Annotated in this window: 21 protein-coding genes; 8 read left to right on the top strand and 13 right to left on the bottom strand. The window is 25.4% G+C overall.

Annotated features, from left to right (window positions below; all coding sequences use genetic code 11):
- The first annotated feature begins 4 nt into the window (after positions 1-4).
- From aepX to ASKIR_RS09505, 7 genes are read left to right on the top strand one after another with little or no spacing between them, the layout of a single operon-like run.
- Positions 5-1,297, top strand: a complete 1,293-nt coding sequence (aepX, locus tag ASKIR_RS09535; protein ID WP_066350422.1) for a phosphoenolpyruvate mutase — start codon at positions 5-7, stop codon at positions 1,295-1,297.
- Positions 1,297-2,370: a thiamine pyrophosphate-dependent enzyme gene (locus ASKIR_RS09530; protein WP_082946361.1), complete on the top strand. Its 1,074-nt coding sequence runs from the start codon at positions 1,297-1,299 to the stop codon at positions 2,368-2,370. Before aepX ends, ASKIR_RS09530 begins: the two co-directional genes overlap by 1 nt.
- Positions 2,367-3,440, top strand: a complete 1,074-nt coding sequence (locus ASKIR_RS09525; protein ID WP_066350420.1) for a phosphonoacetaldehyde reductase — start codon at positions 2,367-2,369, stop codon at positions 3,438-3,440. The genes ASKIR_RS09530 and ASKIR_RS09525 overlap by 4 nt, the downstream gene beginning before the upstream one ends.
- Before the next feature lie 2 nt (positions 3,441-3,442).
- On the top strand, positions 3,443-3,847 hold the full coding sequence (locus tag ASKIR_RS09520) for a sugar 3,4-ketoisomerase (RefSeq protein WP_115588084.1): 405 nt from the start codon (positions 3,443-3,445) through the stop codon (positions 3,845-3,847).
- Positions 3,837-4,349, top strand: coding sequence for an acyltransferase (locus tag ASKIR_RS09515; RefSeq protein WP_115588085.1), 513 nt, complete (start codon positions 3,837-3,839; stop codon positions 4,347-4,349). Before ASKIR_RS09520 ends, ASKIR_RS09515 begins: the two co-directional genes overlap by 11 nt.
- Positions 4,349-5,452: a DegT/DnrJ/EryC1/StrS family aminotransferase gene (locus ASKIR_RS09510; protein ID WP_115588086.1), complete on the top strand. Its 1,104-nt coding sequence runs from the start codon at positions 4,349-4,351 to the stop codon at positions 5,450-5,452. Before ASKIR_RS09515 ends, ASKIR_RS09510 begins: the two co-directional genes overlap by 1 nt.
- Positions 5,436-6,542 (top strand): glycosyltransferase family A protein, encoded by a 1,107-nt coding sequence (locus ASKIR_RS09505; RefSeq protein WP_066350415.1) that lies wholly within the window; start codon positions 5,436-5,438, stop codon positions 6,540-6,542. Before ASKIR_RS09510 ends, ASKIR_RS09505 begins: the two co-directional genes overlap by 17 nt.
- Here ASKIR_RS09505 and ASKIR_RS09500 read toward each other — a convergent pair.
- The 13 genes from ASKIR_RS09500 to ASKIR_RS09440 are packed head-to-tail and all read right to left on the bottom strand — an operon-like array spanning position 6,537 to position 19,223.
- Entirely contained in the window at positions 6,537-7,739 is a 1,203-nt protein-coding gene (locus ASKIR_RS09500; RefSeq protein ID WP_115588087.1) for a glycosyltransferase, read from the bottom strand. The genes ASKIR_RS09505 and ASKIR_RS09500 overlap by 6 nt on opposite strands.
- Positions 7,740-7,755: 16 nt before the next feature.
- The gene (locus ASKIR_RS09495) at positions 7,756-8,925 is read right to left on the bottom strand and encodes a nucleotide sugar dehydrogenase (RefSeq protein WP_115588088.1); all 1,170 of its coding nucleotides are present in this window, start codon (positions 8,923-8,925) and stop codon (positions 7,756-7,758) included.
- A gap of 25 nt (positions 8,926-8,950) precedes the next feature.
- Positions 8,951-9,679, bottom strand: coding sequence for a class I SAM-dependent methyltransferase (locus tag ASKIR_RS09490; protein WP_115588089.1), 729 nt, complete (start codon positions 9,677-9,679; stop codon positions 8,951-8,953).
- The gene (locus tag ASKIR_RS09485) at positions 9,669-10,538 is read right to left on the bottom strand and encodes a class I SAM-dependent methyltransferase (RefSeq protein ID WP_115588090.1); all 870 of its coding nucleotides are present in this window, start codon (positions 10,536-10,538) and stop codon (positions 9,669-9,671) included. The genes ASKIR_RS09490 and ASKIR_RS09485 overlap by 11 nt, the downstream gene beginning before the upstream one ends.
- Positions 10,539-10,553: 15 nt before the next feature.
- A complete protein-coding gene (locus tag ASKIR_RS09480; protein WP_115588091.1) occupies positions 10,554-11,528 on the bottom strand; it encodes a leucine-rich repeat domain-containing protein in 975 nt (324 codons plus the stop codon).
- Positions 11,521-11,961: a flavodoxin family protein gene (locus tag ASKIR_RS09475; protein ID WP_115588092.1), complete on the bottom strand. Its 441-nt coding sequence runs from the start codon at positions 11,959-11,961 to the stop codon at positions 11,521-11,523. The genes ASKIR_RS09480 and ASKIR_RS09475 overlap by 8 nt, the downstream gene beginning before the upstream one ends.
- On the bottom strand, positions 11,961-12,713 hold the full coding sequence (locus ASKIR_RS09470; protein ID WP_115588093.1) for a class I SAM-dependent methyltransferase: 753 nt from the start codon (positions 12,711-12,713) through the stop codon (positions 11,961-11,963). The genes ASKIR_RS09475 and ASKIR_RS09470 overlap by 1 nt, the downstream gene beginning before the upstream one ends.
- A complete protein-coding gene (locus ASKIR_RS09465; protein ID WP_115588094.1) occupies positions 12,710-13,540 on the bottom strand; it encodes a class I SAM-dependent DNA methyltransferase in 831 nt (276 codons plus the stop codon). The genes ASKIR_RS09470 and ASKIR_RS09465 overlap by 4 nt, the downstream gene beginning before the upstream one ends.
- Positions 13,541-13,552: 12 nt before the next feature.
- Positions 13,553-14,242, bottom strand: coding sequence for a WbqC family protein (locus ASKIR_RS09460; RefSeq protein WP_115588095.1), 690 nt, complete (start codon positions 14,240-14,242; stop codon positions 13,553-13,555).
- The gene (locus ASKIR_RS09455) at positions 14,242-15,324 is read right to left on the bottom strand and encodes a DegT/DnrJ/EryC1/StrS family aminotransferase (protein ID WP_228254658.1); all 1,083 of its coding nucleotides are present in this window, start codon (positions 15,322-15,324) and stop codon (positions 14,242-14,244) included. The genes ASKIR_RS09460 and ASKIR_RS09455 overlap by 1 nt, the downstream gene beginning before the upstream one ends.
- Entirely contained in the window at positions 15,317-16,330 is a 1,014-nt protein-coding gene (locus ASKIR_RS09450) for a TDP-N-acetylfucosamine:lipid II N-acetylfucosaminyltransferase family protein (RefSeq protein ID WP_115588096.1), read from the bottom strand. The genes ASKIR_RS09455 and ASKIR_RS09450 overlap by 8 nt, the downstream gene beginning before the upstream one ends.
- A complete protein-coding gene (locus ASKIR_RS09445) occupies positions 16,327-17,352 on the bottom strand; it encodes a hypothetical protein (protein WP_115588097.1) in 1,026 nt (341 codons plus the stop codon). Before ASKIR_RS09445 ends, ASKIR_RS09450 begins: the two co-directional genes overlap by 4 nt.
- Entirely contained in the window at positions 17,349-19,223 is a 1,875-nt protein-coding gene (locus ASKIR_RS09440) for a 6-hydroxymethylpterin diphosphokinase MptE-like protein (RefSeq protein WP_115588098.1), read from the bottom strand. Before ASKIR_RS09440 ends, ASKIR_RS09445 begins: the two co-directional genes overlap by 4 nt.
- Positions 19,224-19,368: 145 nt before the next feature.
- Here ASKIR_RS09440 and ASKIR_RS09435 point away from each other — a divergent pair, with 145 nt between their 5' ends.
- Positions 19,369-21,399, top strand: a complete 2,031-nt coding sequence (locus ASKIR_RS09435) for a 6-hydroxymethylpterin diphosphokinase MptE-like protein (RefSeq protein WP_115588099.1) — start codon at positions 19,369-19,371, stop codon at positions 21,397-21,399.
- Positions 21,400-21,448: the final 49 nt, after the last annotated feature.

Raw genomic sequence — 21,448 nt, 5'->3', positions numbered from 1 at the left:
TATGATGAGTAAAAAAGTTTATGTAGGAATGAGTGCTGATTTAGTACACCCAGGGCATATGAATATATTAAAAATAGCAGCAGAGTATGGTGAAGTTACAGTTGGACTACTTACAGATAAAGCAATAGCAAGTTATAAAAGACTTCCTTATATGACTTATAGTCAGAGAAAATCTGTAATAGAGAATATCAAAGGTGTAAAAGAGGTAATTCCTCAAAATACTCTTGATTATAGACCAAATCTTGAGCTTTTGAAGCCAGATTTTGTAGTTCATGGAGATGATTGGAAAGAGGGAGTTCAAGCAAAAACTAGACAACAAGTTATTGATACTTTAGCTTTATGGGGTGGAGAATTAATAGAGCCATCTTACACTGATGGAATATCTTCAACAGCACTAAACAAATCTCTAAAAGAACTTGGAACTACTCCTGATATTAGAAGAAGTAGGCTTAGAAGATTAATTGATTCAAAAGAAGTAGTAAGAATTATGGAAACACATAATGCTTTAAGTGGTTTAATAGTTGAAAATATAAAAGCAAATAATGGTATTGAATATGATGGAATGTGGTCAAGTTCTCTTACAGATTCAACTTCAAAAGGAAAACCCGATATTGAAGCAGTAGATGTAACTGCTAGAATAAATACAGTAAATGAGATATTTGAAGTTACTACAAAACCCATGATTTATGATGCAGATACAGGTGGAATAGCAGAACATTTCGCATTTACAGTACGAACATTAGAGCGAACAGGTGTTAGTGCTGTTATTATTGAAGATAAAACAGGATTGAAAAAAAACTCATTATTTGGAACAGAAGTTGAACAAACACAAGATAGTATAGAAAACTTTTGTGCAAAAATAAAAGTTGGTAAAAAAGCACAAATAACAGATGATTTTATGATAATTGCTAGAATTGAGAGTTTGATACTTGATAAAGGTATGGATGATGCAATTGCTAGAGCAAAAGCTTATATAGAAGCTGGAGCTGATGGCATAATGATTCACTCAAGACAAAAATCTCCAAATGAAATATTAGAGTTTTGTAAAATATTAAGAGATTATAATGAGAATATTCCAATAGTTGTAGTTCCAACTAGTTTTAATCAAATAACAGCAAAAGAGTTAAGCCAAGCTGGAGTTAATATTGTAATTTATGCAAATCATATGTTAAGAGCTGCATATCCAGGAATGAAAAATGTTGCAAAATCTATTTTAGAAAATGATAGAAGCCTTGAAGCTGAAGAGCAACTACTATCTATAAAAGAGATTTTAGATTTAATTCCAGGTACAAAATAGTGGCTTTAGATACAAAACTATTTATAAATAGATTAATTGAAAAAGAGTATACGCATTTGTGTGTAGTTCCTTGTTCGTTTGCTCAATATGTTATAAATGAAGCTATAAATAATCCAAATATTGAGTATCTTCCATGTGCTAGTGAAGCAGTTGCTTGCAGTATCGCAGCTGGACTTAAAATGGCTGGGAAAAAACCAATTGTAATTGTTCAATCAAGTGGTGTTACAAATATGGGAAGTTGTATTACAAGTCTATTGAAACCTTATGGTGTTACATTTCCAATTCTATCAAGCTGGAGAACATATAAATTTCCAGATAGTGAAATACAACATCAACACTTAGCAACAGAACTTCCACAACTCATAGAAGCTTATGGATATGAAAATGTTATTTTAGATAATGAAAATATTGATAACGCTATATCTCAAATAAATTTATGTGATACAACAGAAACAATTTGTGTTATAAAAAAAGATAGTTTTACAAAAGTAGAGTTAGAAGATATTCATAAATTAGATTTATCAAATTATACTCCTAGAAGTAAATTTTTAATAGCTTTAAATAATCTATTTAAAAATGATGATACATTATTTATTGGAACAACAGGAAACACAGCCCGTGAGATGTATAGCTTTATGAAAGATACAAATAACTTTTATATGGCTGGAAATATGGGTGGAGCTTTAAGCCTTGGACTTGGAGCTGCAAAAGCTGGTAAAAAAGTAGTAGTTTGTGGTGGTGATGCTGAGTTTGTAATGCATATGGGAGGTATTTGTACAGCTGGAAGATATAAAGATGAGATAGATTTAACATATATTCTATTTGATAATGAATCAAATAAGAGTACAGGTGGTCAAAATACATATCAAAGTCATATAAATTATATTGCTATTGCTAAAGCTTCAGGGCTTAATACGGTAGAGCAAACAGTTATTTCTCTTAATGATTTTTCTAATACAATCAGTGAACTTGACAAGACAAAAGGTCTTAAATTTTTACATGTTAAATGTGGAAATGATGAGGAAACTCCAAGACCACCAATAGAAGTGGTAAAAGTGAGTAAATTTCAATGAATCAAAACTTTTCGTACCATATGCCAACAAAAATAGTATTTGGAGTAAATGAGTTAGAGAATATTTCAAAATATATAAATGGTAGAAAAACTTTACTGATCACTTCACAAGGATTTGTAAAAAGAGGTTTAGTAGATAGACTAAAATCTCTTAGTGATAATATTATAGATGTATTTACAGATGTAAAATCTCACCCAGAGTTTAAAGATTTGGAACTTGCTTATGAAGCTATTCATAAAAATGAGTTTGAGCTTATTTTAGCTATTGGTGGAGGAAGTGTACTTGATGCTTCTAAATACTTTTCAGTTTATGATGATTCAAAAAAAGCTAGTTTTGTAACAGATATTATAAAAGGTAAGCTAGCAAAAAAAAAGTATCAAACTATCCCTATTATGGCAGTTCCAACAACAGCTGGAACAGGAAGTGAAATAACACCTTGGGCAACTATTTGGGATATGGAAGAAAAGAAAAAATACTCTTTACATCTTCCAGAACTATTTTCACAAATTGCACTATATGATTCATCTTTGACTATAAGTGTTCCAAAAGATATTACAATTCAAACAGGACTTGATACTCTATCGCATGCTTTAGAATCTATATGGAATAAAAATGCAAATCCTATAACTATAAACTATGCAATAAAATCAGCAAAAATTATTATGAAATATTTGCCACTTTTAGTAAATGATTTGCAAAATTTAGAGTATAGAACAGAGATTTTAAAAGCTTGTATGTATGCTGGACTTGCTTTTTCTAATACACAAACAGCAATTGCTCATGCTATGAGTTATTATATAACTGTAAACAAAGGTATTCCTCATGGAATAGCTTGTAGTTTTACATTACCAATGATTATTGATAGTGCCATAGGAAAATATGATTTTATAGATAATGCTTTAGAAGAGATATTTGGAGAACTTAATTCAAATTCACTTAGAGAAATGCTAAGAAAATTGGTTATTTCTACAGATTTTGATGATTATGGTATCAATAAAGAAGAATTTAATAATTTAAAATCTTCTTTGAAGAGTAATCAAAGAGCTGGAAATAGTTTGGTAGAGGTTTAGTTATGAAATATGAGCTTGTAAATTTTAGGACTTTAGGGGATGAAAGAGGCTCTTTAATAGCAATTGAGCAAGGGTATAATACACCATTTGAGATAAAAAGAGTTTACTATATCTTTGATACAAAAGAGGGAGTTGAAAGAGGCTTCCATGCTCATATAAATCTTAAACAAATTGCTATAGCTGTAAAAGGTAGTTGTACTTTTGTACTGGATGATGGGGAAAGAAGAGAAGAGATGAAATTGGATAATCCAAACCAAGGACTTTTTATAGAGGGGCTTATTTGGAGAGAAATGAAAGATTTTAGTTCGGATTGTGTTTTGGTTGTTCTTGCAAGTGAACACTATGATGAGAGTGATTATATACGAGATTATAATAAGTTTTTAAAAGAAGTTAAAAATGATTCATAATTTAGCAGATGTTCAATCTCAAAATATTGGTGAAAATACTAATATTTGGCAGTTTTGTGTTGTTTTAAAAAATGCACAAATAGGAAGTAATTGTAATATTAATGCTCAAGTTCTTATAGAAAATGATGTGATTATTGGAGATAATGTAACTATAAAAAGTGGTGTACAGATTTGGGATGGAATAACATTAGAAGATAATGTTTTTATTGGTCCAAATGTAACTTTTACAAATGATTTTCTACCTAGAAGTAAACAATATCCTAAAGAATTTTTAAAAACAACTATCAAAAAATCAGCTTCAATTGGTGCAAATAGCACTATTATTGGAGGAATTACAATAGATGAATATGCAATGATTGGTGCAGGAAGTGTTGTAACAAAAGATGTAGGGACTCAAGAACTTTGGTATGGAAATCCAGCAAAGTTTAAAGGCTATGTTTGTAAATGTGGACAAAAATGTGATAGAACATTAATTTGTGATGAATGTAAGGAAAATAAATAATGATCCCATTTTTAGATTTAAAAGGTTTAAACGCTCAATATAAAGCTGAATTAATTGAAGCTTGTACAAAAGTGATGGATAGTGGTTGGTATATTCAAGGTAATGAATGCAAAGAGTTTGAAAAAGAGTTTGCACAATACTGTGGAACTAAATATGCTATTGGTGTGGCAAATGGTTTGGATGCACTAATCTTAATATTAAGAGCTTATAAAGAGCTGGGAATTATGAAAGATGGCGATGAAGTAATAGTTCCATCAAATACATATATAGCTTCAATTTTGGCGATTTCACAAAATAATTTAGTGCCTATTTTAGTTGAACCAGATATAAATACATATTTGATTGACCCAAATAAAATAGAAGAAAAGATTACTTCAAAAACAAAAGCTATTTTACCAGTGCATCTTTATGGACAAACATGTGAAATGGATGCTATAAATGAGATAGCAAAAAAATATAATCTAAAAGTGATAGAAGATTCAGCTCAATCGCATGGAGCGTATTTTCAAGATAAAAGAAGTGGAAACTTAGGAGATGCTAGTGGATTTAGCTTTTATCCAGGAAAAAATCTAGGAGCATTAGGTGATGGTGGAGCAGTTACTACAAATGATGAAGAGCTAGCAAATGCTATAAAAGCACTAGGAAACTATGGAAGCCATAAAAAGTATGAAAATCTTTACAAAGGGATAAACAGCAGACTTGATGAAATACAAGCAGCGATGCTTAGAGTAAAACTAAGATACCTTGATGAAGAATCAAATAAAAGAAGAGAAATAGCAAACTACTATCTACAAAATATTAAAAATGAAAACATTATTTTACCAACACTAAGAGCTGAGGATAATCATGTATGGCATTTGTTTGTAATAAGAACTTATAAAAGAGATGAACTACAAAAATATTTAAGAGAAAATGGTGTACAAACACTAATTCATTATCCAATTCCTCCTCATAAACAAAATGCTTATAAAGAGTGGAACAATGAAAGTTATCCAATAAGTGAGCAAATACATAATGAAGTATTGAGTTTGCCTATAAGTGGAATTCAAAATTTGGAAGATAGTAAAAATATAATAGAGGTGTGTAATGATTTTAGAAAATGAACCTTTAGTTACAGTAGGAATGCCTGCATATAACCATGAAAAATATATTAAAGAAGCAATTCTTAGTACAATAGAACAAACTTATAAAAATATAGAGTTTATTATAATAAATGATGGTTCAACTGATAATACAGATAAAATAATTAAAGAGTTAGAAAATGATTGTAAGAATAGATTTGTAAATTTTATATATATAAATCAAGATAACAAAGGTATATCATATACATTAAATAAAATATTAAATCTAGCAAAAGGGGAATATATAACTTTTATCTCTTCTGATGATACACAGGTTAAGAATAAAATAGAAGAAGGAGTGAAATTTTTTTTACAAAATCCAGAATATGATTTTTGTTACTCAGGATATAATGACATAGATGATAATTCAAATATTATAAAAACAACTATTCCAGAGAGTAGTTTTGAGTTAGACTTTGAAGAGACTCTTTTTAGAGTTAAGTATTTTAGTTATTTTACATATATGGCTAAAGTTGAGGTATTAAAACAAATAGGTGGATATATAGACAAAATAAAAATAGAAGACATTGAATTAGCTTTAAGAGTATCTTTTAATAATAAAAAAGCAATATATTTAAATAAAGCTTTATATAATCATAGATTGCATCCAAATAATACAGTAAAAAAGCTACAATATATGAAAGATGGAATGTTTGAGATTCTTGATTTATATAAAAAACATCCAAAATATGATGAGGCAATAAAGTTTTGGACAGAAGAATATAAAAAAAGAAATTATCATGAATTTATAAATAGTGCATATAGCAAAATTTCAAAATATAACTCACCTTCTTTAAAGATAATAATTTATGGACATGGAGCATTTGGAAAAATAATTGAATCTTTAATTCAAGATAGTAATTATTGTTTTGTTGATCAATCATCTAATAAAGATTTAGGAGAGTTTGAAAAAGGAGAAGTTTACTCTAAAAAAACTCTCTCTTTAATAGATTTTGACTATATATTTATAAGTGTATTATGGTTAGATTGCAATATAAAAAATGAATTAGAGAAAAAGTATAATATAAATCCTAATAAAATTATACAGTTTGATATTAAGGAATTGTTATAGAGTTAAATCCAATAAAATTAGTCTATCTTTTTCAACATTGTAGCTATTTAATAAGAGATTTGATATCTCTTCTTCTCTTCCAAATACAGTAATAATAATTTTTGTTTTATTATCATCATATTTAGTAAAATTTGAAATAGATACTATTTTTATATCATTTTTTATGATATTGTGTTTGTTTTCATCTTTATCAATTGTAAATAGAATTTTAGATTTATTGAGTTTGTCTGAAACTAAATCCATTCCAGTTCCTGCACCATATAAAATATAGTTTTCATCTCTACTATTTAAATTTTTTAGAAATTCAAACAATCTATTTATATTTTTTGAAAAAACCATATTTTTATTATTAATACTTATATAAAATAGTTTAATTCTATCTGTAGCAATAATATTTTCTTTTATATTTTTTTCAAATTTTATATTATACTCCAAAGTATGTATATCGTTATAGTAATGATTTGTTGAACCATGATGAACACCACTACTATCCATACCAATATTATTTATTAAAGAAGATTTTGGATTTACATATAAACCATTATTTCTAAATATTACTTCATGCCAAAATACAGCCCATGTATTAAATATTTTTCTATAATTTAATAATACTTGTATCCATATATCATTTGTATTATTTAGATTAAATTTTTTTATATCCTCTTTTGTGTATGTATCTATTAATTTTTGTGTATCTTTTTCAAAATATTTCCATTTATTTTTCCAAGTTCCCCATCCCCAGCAATTCATCACTTGATGAAAAATTATATCAGGTAAAGATTCTTTTTCAATAGGAAACATATAACCACTTATTTGCCAAATTCTTTCTTCATTTTCATAAAAATCTAAAGCATCGTTCATAAATTTTAGAAAAAATTTATTTGTAACATGATCATCTTCAAGTACGATAATTTTCCCATATTGATTTACAATTTTAGTCACACCAGATATAATTGAATCAGCTAGACCGATATTTTTATCTTGAAAAGTTAAAATGACTTTTTTAAAACTATTTATAGTTTTTAAATACTCTCTTACTTCATTTACTTTTTTCCAAGATGCTTCATCTTTCCCTCCATCACTAAAAATAAATAGCTCACTTTCTTTAGCTAATTCATTTTTTTGTAACGCCTCTATTGTCTGTTGTGTATGCCAGGGACGATTATATGTAAACAGTACAATTGGAGCTAATTTCATATTTATATATTCCTTTTTAGTCGTCATTCCCAAAAATATCTCTAGTGTAAACTTTATTTTCTACATCTTTAAGGTTTTGGTTTAATCTATTTGCTACTATTACATCTGATACTTTTTTAAACTCATCTAAATCTTTTATTACTTTTGAATTAAAAAAAGTCTCCTCTTCTAGCACTGGTTCATATATTACTACTTCAATACCTTTTGCTTTTATTCTTTTCATTATACCTTGTATTGCAGAGCTTCTAAAATTATCTGAGCCTGTTTTCATTACAAGTTTATAAATACCTACTATTTTTGGATCTTTTTTTATAATACTATCTGCTATAAAATCTTTTCTTGTAGAGTTAGATTTTACAATAGCTTCTATTAAATTACTTGGTACTTCTTTATAATTTGCTAGTAATTGTTTTGTATCTTTAGGTAAGCAGTAACCTCCATATCCAAAGCTTGGATTATTATAGTGAGTTCCAATTCTAGGATCTAGTCCTACACCATCAATTATCTGCTTAGTATCAAGATTGTGTATTTGGGCATAGCTATCAAGTTCATTAAAGTATGCAACCCTCATAGCAAGGTAAGTATTTGAAAATAGTTTAATAGCTTCTGCTTCAGTTGAATTTGTAAATAAAATTGGAATATCTTTTTTTATAGCACCTTGTTCTAGTAGTGAAGCAAAAAGTTCTGCTCTTTTACTTTGTTCACCTACAATTATTCTACTAGGGTATAAATTATCATATAAAGCTTTTCCTTCTCTTAAAAACTCTGGAGAGAAGATTATATTATTTGTATTAAATCTCTCTTTTATGCTTTTTGTATATCCAACTGGAACTGTACTTTTTATAATCATAGTTGCATTTGGATTTATCTCTAGCACATCTTTTATAACAGCTTCAACACTTTTTGTGTTGAAGCTGTTAGTTTCTGCATCATAATCAGTAGGAGTAGCAATAATTATAAAATCAGCATCCTTATAAGCTTCATTCTTATCTAAAGTAGCTTTAAAATTTATATTCTCTTTTTTTAAATACTCTTCTATCTCCTTATCTTCAATAGGAGATATTTTATTATTAATCATCTCTACTTTAGAAGGTATTATATCAAGAGCAACTACAACATTATGTTGAGCTAAGAGTAATCCATTTGATAAGCCTACATAACCTGTTCCTGCGATTGATATTTTCATTTGAATACTCTCTTTATATAAAACTTTATATTAATTTTATTATTTTATCTTTTTGAATAGAATATTCATTAATTAAACTATCTATAACTTCTTCTTCTCTTCCTAAAATACTTATTAAAATAAAATCAAAATCTTTTTTTAAACCATTCTCTATTGAGAATACTTTTTCATTGTTTAATTTATCATAATTTAAATCTATAAAACCAGTTATTTGTTTAGGCATTAAAGATTCTATTATTTTTGCCATTGAACCATATCCATAAATTAAGAATTTATTGCCATTGTTCTTTAATTTTTCTATTTGATTATATAATTTTAATAATTTGTCAACTAAAAAGAATGCAGAACTATCTATTATCCAGTTTTTAGGTCCATCAATAATGCATAAATCATACTCTTCTTCACATTTGTTATTAATACTATTCTCTTTAATTTTATTATGTAAAAACCAGTTATACCCTGTTTTCATTCTATGTACTTCAACATATCGTTCTAAATTACATTTCTTTAATTGTTCTTCACATGATGGTTTGAAATCTTTAGCAACACTTTGTAAATCAACAGCAGTTATTTTGCCAGCACCTAGTTTGTTTAGTGCCGCGGCCATGTAACAAGTTGCAGTTCCATGTGCTATACCAAGTTCTAAGATATTTTGTATTTTATTTTCTATAATAAAGTCATATATATAATTAGCATTTGTTTTGCTTATATAAGGAACCTTATCAACAATATTCGCTACATAATTAAATTCCATTTTCAACCTTTTTTATAACTAAATCTATAGGTTTTAAACCTTTTGTTATATAAAAGTTATACCAAATTAATCCAACTATTAAATTTGATAGATATTTTCCAATTTTAAATTTAGAGTTAATATAATCAATTTTTCTTTTTCTGTGAACTTTATATAAATCAATTATCTCTATATTTACAAATTTTTTTGATAAATAATTAATAATATCTTTAGCTGTAATATATGTGATTGTATTTAATCCAATTATTGGTTTTCCTAGAATTTTTAAATATATTTTTGCCAATGTTCTATTCATTTTTGGTAAAAATGGTATTCTATAGTGAGGCTCATAAAAACCTTCATAATCAGGTGCAAAAATTCTTATTTTGCCACCAACTTTTAGAACTCTAATTAACTCATCTAAACATTTTTTATAGTCATTTGTATGCTCTAAAGTTTGAGCAGACTCTATATAATCAAAAGTTTCATTTTCAAAAGGAAGATTTTCTCCTACTGCTTTAATAAATCTTTGTTTCCACTCTTTTGGATAAGATAACTCTTCTATTTTCATCTCTATATATTGGTGCATCCAACCTTCTGGTTCTATTCCATAAACATCATATCCTTTATGTAAACCACTAAATACAAAGACTCCAGAGCCACATGCCATATCTAATATTTTACCTTTATGATCACCAAAAATTTCTGCTTGTATCCATCTTTTTGTTTGCCAAGAATTTTTGTCGTCATACCAACTATTTGCTTGTTCTATAGCAATATTTTTATCTTTAATTCCAAAATATTTTAGCCCTTCTTCAAATAAGTTTTGTTGTAAAAATTCTTTTGATTTAGACATTCCAAATGATTTATTAATAACCAATATGATACTCCTTATTTATATATTTTTTTCATGAACTCTATCAATAACTACTTCAGGAATATAGCTTAAATCTGGAATTTTAGAATTATTATTAAAGTATCCAAACCAATCAAGACTTTTTAACTCTAATATCTCTTTTGGAAATTCTTCAAAATTATTCCAAGAGAGATTTAATTTTTTTAATTTTTTTAATTTTGAGAAAGATTTAGGTAAAACTTTTAGTTTATTTTGATAAAGAGATAATTGTTCAAGATTTTCTAAATTACCAAAATTAGTTGGCAATGAAGATAATGAATTTTGGTATAACCTAATCATTTTAAGATTTTTAAGCTCACAAAAAGAGTCTGGAAGCATAGTTAGTTTAACTGCAATATTATTTGTAAAATATTCAAGTTTTTGAAGTTTTGAGATATCCTGAGAAATATTTTGAACAGCAGAAAGAACTAAATTATTTAAATTACTTAAATTGTAAATGTAATTTGGAAACTCTTTTAAGAATAATCCATATAAATTTAAAGATTCTAATTTTTCAAGTGTTTGAATAGAATCATTTAAGTTATGGAATTTATTTTTATGAAGAGATAATCTTCTTATATTGGGTATTTTATAAAATAGATTTGGGCATTTAGTTAATTCATTTACTGATATGTTTAAATATTCTAATTTTTTAAAATTACCAATAAAGTCTGGGATTTCTTTTAAATAGTTTGATCCAATATCTAAAAAAGTAAGATTTGTAAGATTTCCCATTGAAGTTGGAAAATTATTTAACTTATTTCTTCTTAAATCTAATTTTTTTAGATTTTTTAATTTACTTATCAATGATATAATATTTTGTTTATCTCTATATGTGTGATTTCTTATTAAACCTTGATAAATATAATTAGGGTTGTTTAAAGAAATTTCTATACATTTGTCATTTTCTATTTTATAATAAAAATCAGACCCAACTAATTTTTTTATCTGTTTTACAATATCAATGTCAAGCATTTATAATCCTAAAATTAAGTTTATCAAGCCATTTTTTAAAAGATTGCCAATCAATTCTTGGTAGAGTATCTAAAGAAAATCCTTTATAATACTCAGTTGCTCCAAGATTTTTAAGATGCCAATCTATTATTTTTTTTGCACCGAATTCAAAGTTATCATAGCCATAATAATTTCCAGTTTCACATATTACATATTTTTTAGATGTTAAATCAAATTTAAAATATTTTAAGAACTCTTCCATATCTTCTTGTAGTTCTTCATCTCCATAAGTTGGGCATATAAAAAAAAGTAATTCGTAATCTAATAAAAATGTACTTATAGATATATCCTTTACATTAAAAATATCATATTCAAAAGAGATATAATCAGATAATTTTTTAACAATTTTTTTTGTAGTTCCATGAGTTGAACCGTATAATAAAGCTATTTTCATTATACTTTCCTACAAATTGAGAATAGTGAACCACAAAGATCTGGATATTCTAAACCAAGCTTGTATAATCCATCAATTTGTTCTTTTTTTAAAATCTCAGTTTCTATTAATTTATCCATTTGAAAATCTGCAAGAATCTTTAACATTATTCCTCCTTGAGAAATATTTACGAAACCCGCTTTTTCAATATCTCTATTTAAATCAACTCTATCATAAACTCTTCTGTGTCCATGATTTAAATCATTCTGTGTTAATTCTTTTAAGCTTGTATAAAATCCCATGTGTATTGCTAATTGTCTTGAAAGTGCATTTGCATTTGGCACTACTATTAGTAATAAACCATCATCTTTCAATACACGATTAGCCATTTTCATAACTTCAATAGGATCTAATACATGTTCTAGAATATAGCTAGCAATTACATAATCATATTTTTTATCTGTTTTAAATTCTTCAAAAAGTGATAGGTTAAAATTAATATTTAATAAGTTATTTTCTTTTGCTCTTGCTTTTGCTTTAGATAAGAATAAATCAGAACCATCTATAACATCTAATTCTTCAACAAGATTACTTAACATTTCTGTCATATATCCATCAGAACAACCAAGTTCCATTGCTAATCCACCATTTAAAAAAGGAGCAAATGTTTTAATTATTAATTCTCTCATAGTTTGAGTTTGTAATGAATGGTCTACTGTATATGTTGAATATACCTTGTTTAAAAACTTTTTTTCTTTTTCTAAATTTTTCATCTTAAAAGTTCCTTTTTAAGTTTTTTTATTGTTACAATTCCACAATCAACTGTTTTCCCTTGTTCAACTCTACCAAAATCTAATTTATTTATAGTAAAATGAGTAAAATATTTGCTACATAATTTTTCTATGAATTCAATCGAGTGTTCACAAAATAGTTTTGAATTAATTTTACATGATTCTTTTATTCCAATATCAAATGTAAAATAAAATCTACCATTAATATTTAATCTAGGTTTAATTTTCTCAAAGAGAGAAGTTAAAGAGGTTTCATCAAAAAATTGTATAACAGAACAAGCATAAATAATATCAAATTGTCTTTTTTCAGACGATAAATATTTTTCTATATCGTTAAGTATTAACTCATTATAAATATTTTTACTTTTACATATTTCTAGCATTTTTAATGATAAATCAACTCCTATTAATAAATCGGTATCTTTATTTATATTTAATGCTTCACCAATTAATCCTGTCCCACAACCTAAATCTAGGATAGTTAGAGAATTTTTCCTACTTTTAATATTTTCAGAAATTTTTTCTAAAAGAAATCTCATTTCACCAGATTGATAGTTTGCTTTCTTTACTGCTAATTCATAATGGTTACTTATATTATCAAATCTTGTTTTGACAAATTCTTTAGAAGTTTTTATAGGTAGATTGTCTTTATAAATTGCCATAACTTCTATAACTCCATTTTTTAATGCAAAATCATCAAAGTATAAATTTTCTTTTATAAGAAATCCATATATTTTTTTGAGTAAATGAGATTTATAAAATTTTTTCATAAGAGTTCTAAGTAATTTTAAATAAAATTTTTTAAACATTACAACTCCATTTTATATTAATTCATATCTATCTAGGATAATTCTAATATCACTCTTTTTATTAAACATTAAAATATCAATAATTGACAGATACGGTATAAAATCATTTTTAAACTGTTTATATTCAACTAATTCTGTTTTTAAAAAATTCAATTCAATTCCATTTTCTTTAAATATTTCTTTATTATATAGTTCTTGTCCACCTATAGTATTTATATATTTTCTAGCATTTAGATTTTTACAAATATCTATAATCTTATCTTGAGCCTTTAAATTAATATCTTTTTTTATATTATTCGAGTACACAAAATTAGTATTTATTTCTAAATACTGAGATATTTTTTCTAAAGAATAACCAATATACTTTGCTAAATTTTTTTCTTTGTTAGTTAATATTTCTTCTAATAAAATTATTACATTTTCAAAAAGAGGAGCTTTTATATAAGATTGTTTAATAGTTTTTAAAATTTTATTTGCATTATTTCCAATCTCTATTTCTTTTATAAGTTTATTCGAGCTTGCCCCTATTAATTCTAATGTAAATTGTTGCGATTTTCCATTTGACAATATAGAATTTCTATTTATATAACCTTGTTTTATAAAATTTACATCATCATATATTACAAAAGTGTCCACAGCATTTATAAGTTGCCAATAGCCAATATATGGGAAAAGATATGGTTGCATTATTGCTAATGTCATTATAAATTATCCTTTATTATTTCAATAATAGTATCTTGGATGTTTTGTTCAAGTTCTGCATAAATAGGCAAACAAAGTATCCTTTTGCTTATATCTCTTGATATTTTGCACTCTTGTTTTGGTTCTATATAATCAAGTGTATCAAGTGAAGGATAAAAATATCTTCTAGGGAATATATTTTTTTTGCTTAAAGCTTTTTGTACTTTTAAAAGTTGCTCTTCATTTTTAAAAACTACAGGAAAGTAACTGTAGTTTTCTATTGCATTTGCATTTTGCTTTTGAAATTGAACTAAATCTTTTAATTCTTTTCTATACTTTTCCAAAATAACTTTTCGTTTTTCTTTTATCTTTTCTATATCATCAAGAATACAAAGCCCCATCGCAGCTTCAAATTCATTCATTTTTGCATTTGTTCCCAAGTGAGGGATCTCTTCTTGATTTTTAATTCCAAAGTTAATAAGATATCTAGCTTTTTGCACAAGCTCATCATCATTTATGATCAAAGCTCCACCTTCAATAGTGTGAAAAAGTTTTGTAGCATGGAAACTAAGAGTTGAAATATCTCCATAGTTTAATACACTTGTATTTTTATATTTTACATCAAAAGCGTGAGCTGCATCATAAACTACTTTTAGGTTGTATTTTTTTGCAATCTTTTTTATATCCTCTACATTGCAAGGATTTCCAAATACATGAGTAGCAACTATAGCAGATGTATTTTTAGTAATTTGCTTTTCTATTTTTCTTGGATCAATATTTAAGCTATTTGGGTTTATATCAGCAAAAATAGGTAAAAGTTGATTTGTAACAAGTGAACTTGTAGTAGCTACAAAACTAAAAGGAGTAGTTATAGCGAAACCTTTTAATTCTAATGTTCTATACGCTATTTCCAAAGCAACTGTACCATTTGCAACTAATACAATATTTTTAACTCCAAGATATTTTGCTAATTTTTTTTCTAGTTTTTGAACTAATGGACCATTGTTTGTAATCCAACCATTTTCATATATCACATCGATATATTTTAAATATTTTTCTTTATTCGGTAGATAGGTTTTTGTTACATTTATAATTTCATTCAAAAATTTTTTTCCATTCCAGATATGATTTATGTTCTGAACAATACTCTTTGATAATCATGTAGTTTTTAATTTTATCTTTTGTAGATATTTCGTTTAAATTATCATAAATAGATTTTATATTATTAAATTTTAAACCTTTATCAAAACAAAATTTACTTAATAAGTTTTCATCAGATAAATAGATAGTTTTACCAAGTCCTAATAAAGTTAAAATATTTCCACCAGCTTGTTGCCTATTGTTGTTAAAAATTGCTATATCTATAGTTTTAAGTAAATCAATATAATCATCATATGTCATTAAATCTAAAATTGGTTTGAATCTATTTCCAAAAATTTTCTGACCTTCCGCAATAATTTGTGTTTTATAATTGCTATTACCATATGAAAGAGGAACTACTATGCTAATATTAGAATAATTTTTTAAAATATAAAATATTTCTAAGTGCCTATTTGTTTCTGTAGCTGAATTTCCTACAAGGATTACTTTGTTATCAACATTCTTAGTTGTAGTTTCAGGTTTTGTAAAACATAAATTAATTGGATAAAATATAAATTCATAAGATTTTGCGGATGTATCATAACAATTTTTGAGGTATAAAAATTCTTGATTATTTGATGTAATACAATACCCCATATTTTTTATAATCTCTTTTCTAATGTTACTTTTAGTTTCAGGAAAATAAAAATCCCCACCCCACATAACCCAATAGCATTTTTTAAGTAATTCTTGATTGAAATAGAGCAATATATCAACTTTGTCTCTCCAAAGTCCATGAAGTATAATTTTTTTTGCCATTTTCATATATTTTAAAAGAGTTATAAATATATCATCATCTGTATGCAAAAATTCTACTTTGTGTTCAGGAGTTAATCCATATTCATATTTTTCACTCGTGATAAATACATAGTGATGATTCTCTCTTCCAAAATTTTTATCTATAAATTCTATGTAGGAAGCTAAAAATTTATCAAGAATCATCACATGTAGTATTTTATGTTCACTCATTTTTGTTCTTCTATGGATTTTTTTACTCTATTTATAATTTCTTTAAAATAAATATGATTTTTATAACCTAATTTTAAATTATAATAAATATAAGCTATTCTAGAAGATTCATCTAAATTAAAATTTATATTTATATTATATTTTTCACTATATGATTTAAAACTTATTGCATTAAAACTATTTCCATATTTATCTATATCATCTTTATTGAAACCTAAATATTCAAGATTATTTAGTAGTTTTTGGAAATATGCTTTATTTTGATTTTCAAACTCTCTTAAAGTAAGATATTTATCTCTATTAAGACCCAAAGGTAATAATGCTATATCGTTAGATTTATATCTTAAAAGATTCATAATAGGCATTTCAAATCTATCTTTAAATGTTTTTTCATAATTGCTTAAATACACTTCCAAGTTTTCAAAAATATCTTTTGCACTTTTTAGTTCTATTAAATTTAAATTGCTATGTTGAAACTTCTCTTTTATCTCCTTTATTGAATTCTTATCAAAATATAAAGCCTTAAAATCATACTCTGGAAAATCTTTTATTATTTTATTTATATATTCTACAAACTCCTCATCTTCCAAATTCTCTTTTGTAGCCAAAAATCCTACACAATTTGGTTTATACATATTTCTTAACTCTTCGCTTAAAGGTTCAGATAGACTATGTAAAAATTTAGCTTCATTAAATTTTTCATGATTTTTATCAATCAAAGTATATGGAGAGTTTAGAAGTTCTTCCCCAGAATGATGATTTTTAAAAGATATAATAGCTTTTTTACCTATATATTGTGTTGGTAGATTATATGTGAAAGCTTTGCTTTCAACATCATACATATCATCGATTTTTTGTATAAACTCATTTGCTTCTATAGTATCAATTAGATTGTCATCTAAAAAAACATCTACTTTTTGCGTTTCATCACTTCCTACTTTTTTTGCAAAACCCAAAAATGAGAAGAAGCTCTCAGTATGAAGAACACCATAAGTTTTACCAGTTTGGATAGGACTAATCATTTTTTACCTTTTAATTTTGCATCGATTTTATCAAATATACTATTAAAACTACTCAAAACTTCAAAAATTTGTTTTTCTAAAATCTCATTTGCTTCATTGCTATTTAAAATAAGATTATAAGGCAATATAAGCTTAAAAAATCTATCAAAAATATTACAAATCATAGAGTTTGGATATTTTTCAAAAACTATTTTAAACTCTTGATGAAATTTTTCTATTTTTCTACTATTTAGTTTTTTAAGTATTTTTTTCTCTTTTTGAATATCTTTTATATCAATTTCTTCTAATGTTTGTTTAGATATTTTTTTAAGATTTTCTAGCATTTCTGTTTTAAAAATTTCTTTATCTATTTGCTCTAAATTACTTTTTAATTTTTCTATTTTTAAAGGGGTAGCACCTTTAAAATATGCACCACTTCCTAAATTATAAACCTTTGAAAACTCAAAGTGTTTAAATATTATATCTTCAGCACTCTCTATCATCTCTAAATACTCTCTAAAAGTAGGCACTTTCTCTTCAAAATTTCCTTTTACATAGATTATATCAGTTCTAAAATCTCCACTATTTTTTGCATTTAGATTTAATTTTCTACTTGATTTATGAGTTCCTACATGAGTTTTGCCATTTTTACTATCAACACTTGCATCAACTCCTAAAAGATAAATCTCTTTAGCTCCAAGTTTTGCAATTATATCAATACCAATATCTCCAACAGTAACACCACTTAAAAAACCATAGTTTGAAAATAGCTCCAAAGCATTTTGCATAAAAAAGATTTTTGTATCTTTTAGTTTTAAAAATAGTTCGCAATCAAGTTTGATTGAAGCTAAAATTATAGAGTCTTTATACATTTTAGAATCTGTATTAAACTGCTCAAGCATTGTTTCTTTTTGACCATCAATAGCTAAAATAATATCTGGAATGATCTCCAAAATTCTAAGGTGTTTTAAAACAGCACTTGAAGCTACTATTATAAATTTATCTTGATTTAGATAAATCCACTCTAGATTTTTTGCCAAAGATACTCCAGCTCCTAAAAAAAGAATTTTTTTATTTTTAAATAAGTTTTGATTTTGTGATAGATTTATAATACTTTTTTTCTCTTCAAAAAAGTAGTTATATCCTCTTTTGAGACTTATTATAAAATCACTAAAAGGATAACGCATTTGAGAACTATGAATAAAAATATTTTGTAACTCTTCTATTAAATATGAGTTGTTTTGATTTGATAATTCAAAATGAATTAGATGATTTAATTCATATCTATCTTCTAAAAACTTTTTGGTGATATTTTCTAAATTAAAACTATCTTCACTTATAGCAAAAAATAGTTTTGAATTTTTACTTAAAGATTCATAGTCACACAAAAACAAAGATAATCTAAAAATTTCAATATTTGGCTCAATTATTAAATAACTTTTAGCATTTAAACTATTGTGAAAATCATTTAAATGAACTCCAAGTAAAGTCCCTATAAATATAAATTTATTGATTTTTATCTCAATATTTTCAAACTTTTTTATATATTCATTTAAATATATATAACTATTTATCTCACCTTCATAATGATTTTTTTTGATCAATTGCTCCATTTTTATAAGAGTAAAAGCATTTGAAAGTGAAAAGTTATTTACTCTATTTAAAGAGTCACTAAAAGGCTCTTTTTTATATAAATTTTGTTTTGTTTTTAAATCTAATAGTTTAAATTCATCATTTATAAACTCTAAAGAGTAATTTTGGATATTTTGTTTCTCGAAAAAAACTATTTTTTCATAAATATTTAAATGATTTTTTTTGAAAAATTCTATATTTTTAAGATATATTTGGCTTAAAGTTTTTTGTAACTCTTCTAGTTGTTTTTGTTTATCCATTTTTTTCTTTCAAATTTTTGTGCAAGATTTTAGCAATATTTGTATATATTGTATATAAAATTTAATTTATATTTATAAGCTATAATATGGCTTTTATAAAAAATATATAAACTTATTAAATAATTCAAATTCTAAAAGGTAAAATATGACGCAAGCTCAAATCCAACTACAAAATGCACTTACAACAACTTTTTTAGCAAATATGGTATTTTTAAATGAGTATGACAATGAACTATATCAAAGAGTTGAAAATCTATCAAGAATGATAGAAACAGGTGAATATCAAGAGAGATACGAGTTGGAATTTGTTATGGAGAATGGAGATTTTGATGCTTTTGATAAGGTCACAAATAGTTATTTGTATGGTAAAAACCCAAAAAAAACAAATGATTCCTTAGTTAGAGAGCTACAAGTAGATGGTAAAAAGGCTATATTCAATGCAGAGGGTTATTTTAAATATAAAGACTCTCCTACGATTGATATAAATTATCAATTTAAAGGTGAATATAGTTCTTTAATTCAAAATATGATGAAAGAGTATTCTAGTGCTTTAAATGATTATTTAGATACATATCAAAATAAAAGATACAAAAGCATTAGTAAATTTGCTTTTTTGGGTGTTTTTTTAGGAAGACATATACCAAAAATTGCACAAAAAATTGATGCTGAAATATATTTAGTTCTTGAAGAGAGTTTGGAGATCTTTAGGTTATCCTTGTTTACAGTAGATTATACAATTCTTGCAAAAAATAGCGGTGTTATTTTTTCAATTATGGAAGAGACAAAACAAATTGAGAGCAAGATTGATAAATTTCTAAATGTGGGACATCTAGAAAACTATCTTTTAAAGTTTTCAACTTTAGGATCAAATTCAAAAAAATTTTATGATTTATTACTTTCACATACATTTTTAAGAAAGGCATCAAGTTATGATTTTACAAGATATTTATATACTTATGTAAATAAAACTACAAAAGCCATAGAAGATGGATATAAATTTGTACTTTTTAATAAAATTAAAGAAAATTTAGAAAGTTTAAAAGATATTCCAATCTTATATATTGCAGCTGGACCATCTTTAGATGATAATTTAGAGTGGATAAAACAAAATCAAGATAAATTCTTTATAGTAACTATAGGATCAGTTTATAAAAAGCTTTTATATGCAGGAGTTAAAGTAGATTTGGTAACTACTGTTGATGAACAAAAATGGTTAAAAAGAAGACAGTTTCCAGATGAGATTATGGAAAAAATAGATTCAAATACATCTTTTTTGGCATCATCTTTTACAACATCTAAAACTTTGGAGGCTTTAAAAGATAAAAATCTTTTTATTTTTGAAACTTATGAAGCATTTTTTACAGATAATTACTGTTTTGATGGTTTTAGTATTGGCGAGCTTACTATAGATATAATTTTGCAATTAAATGCAAAAAATATATATTTAGTTGGACTTGACTTAGCTTTAAACCAAAAAACAGGTGAAACACACTCAAGTGAAGCAGCATCTGGAGTTTCAAAAATAGATATTAATAAAGAAAGAGTTGATGAAAAATTAAGTGATAAAAGTATTGTTAAAGTTAAAGGAAATATGAAAAAAGAAGTTAAAACTATTGAGTTTTACTATGGTTCTATCAAAGAAGTTGAGAAAAAAATAGTAAAAAAAGAAAAAGATGTAAGCATTTATAATTTATCTCAAAATGGAGCTTTTTTTGAAGGTACAATTCCTTTAAACATAGATGAAATTGAGATAAATAATTTAAAAAATATAGATAAAAAATCACTAAATTTTAAAAATATTTTAAATAATTTTTCTCAAATCTTTTTAAATAATTTAGAAAAAGAAGAACAAAGTAAGAATATTGAATTTATAAATAATATTACAATTAATCACTTAAACCTTATAAAAGAGAAAGATTTTTCTAATTATGATGAGTTAAATACAGAGTTAATATCTCTTATTCAAAATATTGAAAAACAAAAGATTTTACCTCTATACAAAGTTCTTCTAAATTATTATGAAATTGTAGTACCTTATTTAAACTACCATTTTAATGATATAAAGATAAATCAAGAGTATAAAAAGGTTAATAAAATAAAAAGTATCTTCTCTTCACAAATTGAGAATCTAATAAATGACTATATTTTATGTATAGAAAGATTAATAAAGACTTGAAACAAAAAAAGTTTCAAATCTTTTTAAAAAATAAACTAATAGTATATGA

The sequence above is a fragment of the Aliarcobacter skirrowii CCUG 10374 genome (genome assembly GCF_003544835.1).
GTDB lineage: Bacteria > Campylobacterota > Campylobacteria > Campylobacterales > Arcobacteraceae > Aliarcobacter > Aliarcobacter skirrowii.
This window is presented reverse-complemented; position numbering and strand designations above follow the sequence as displayed.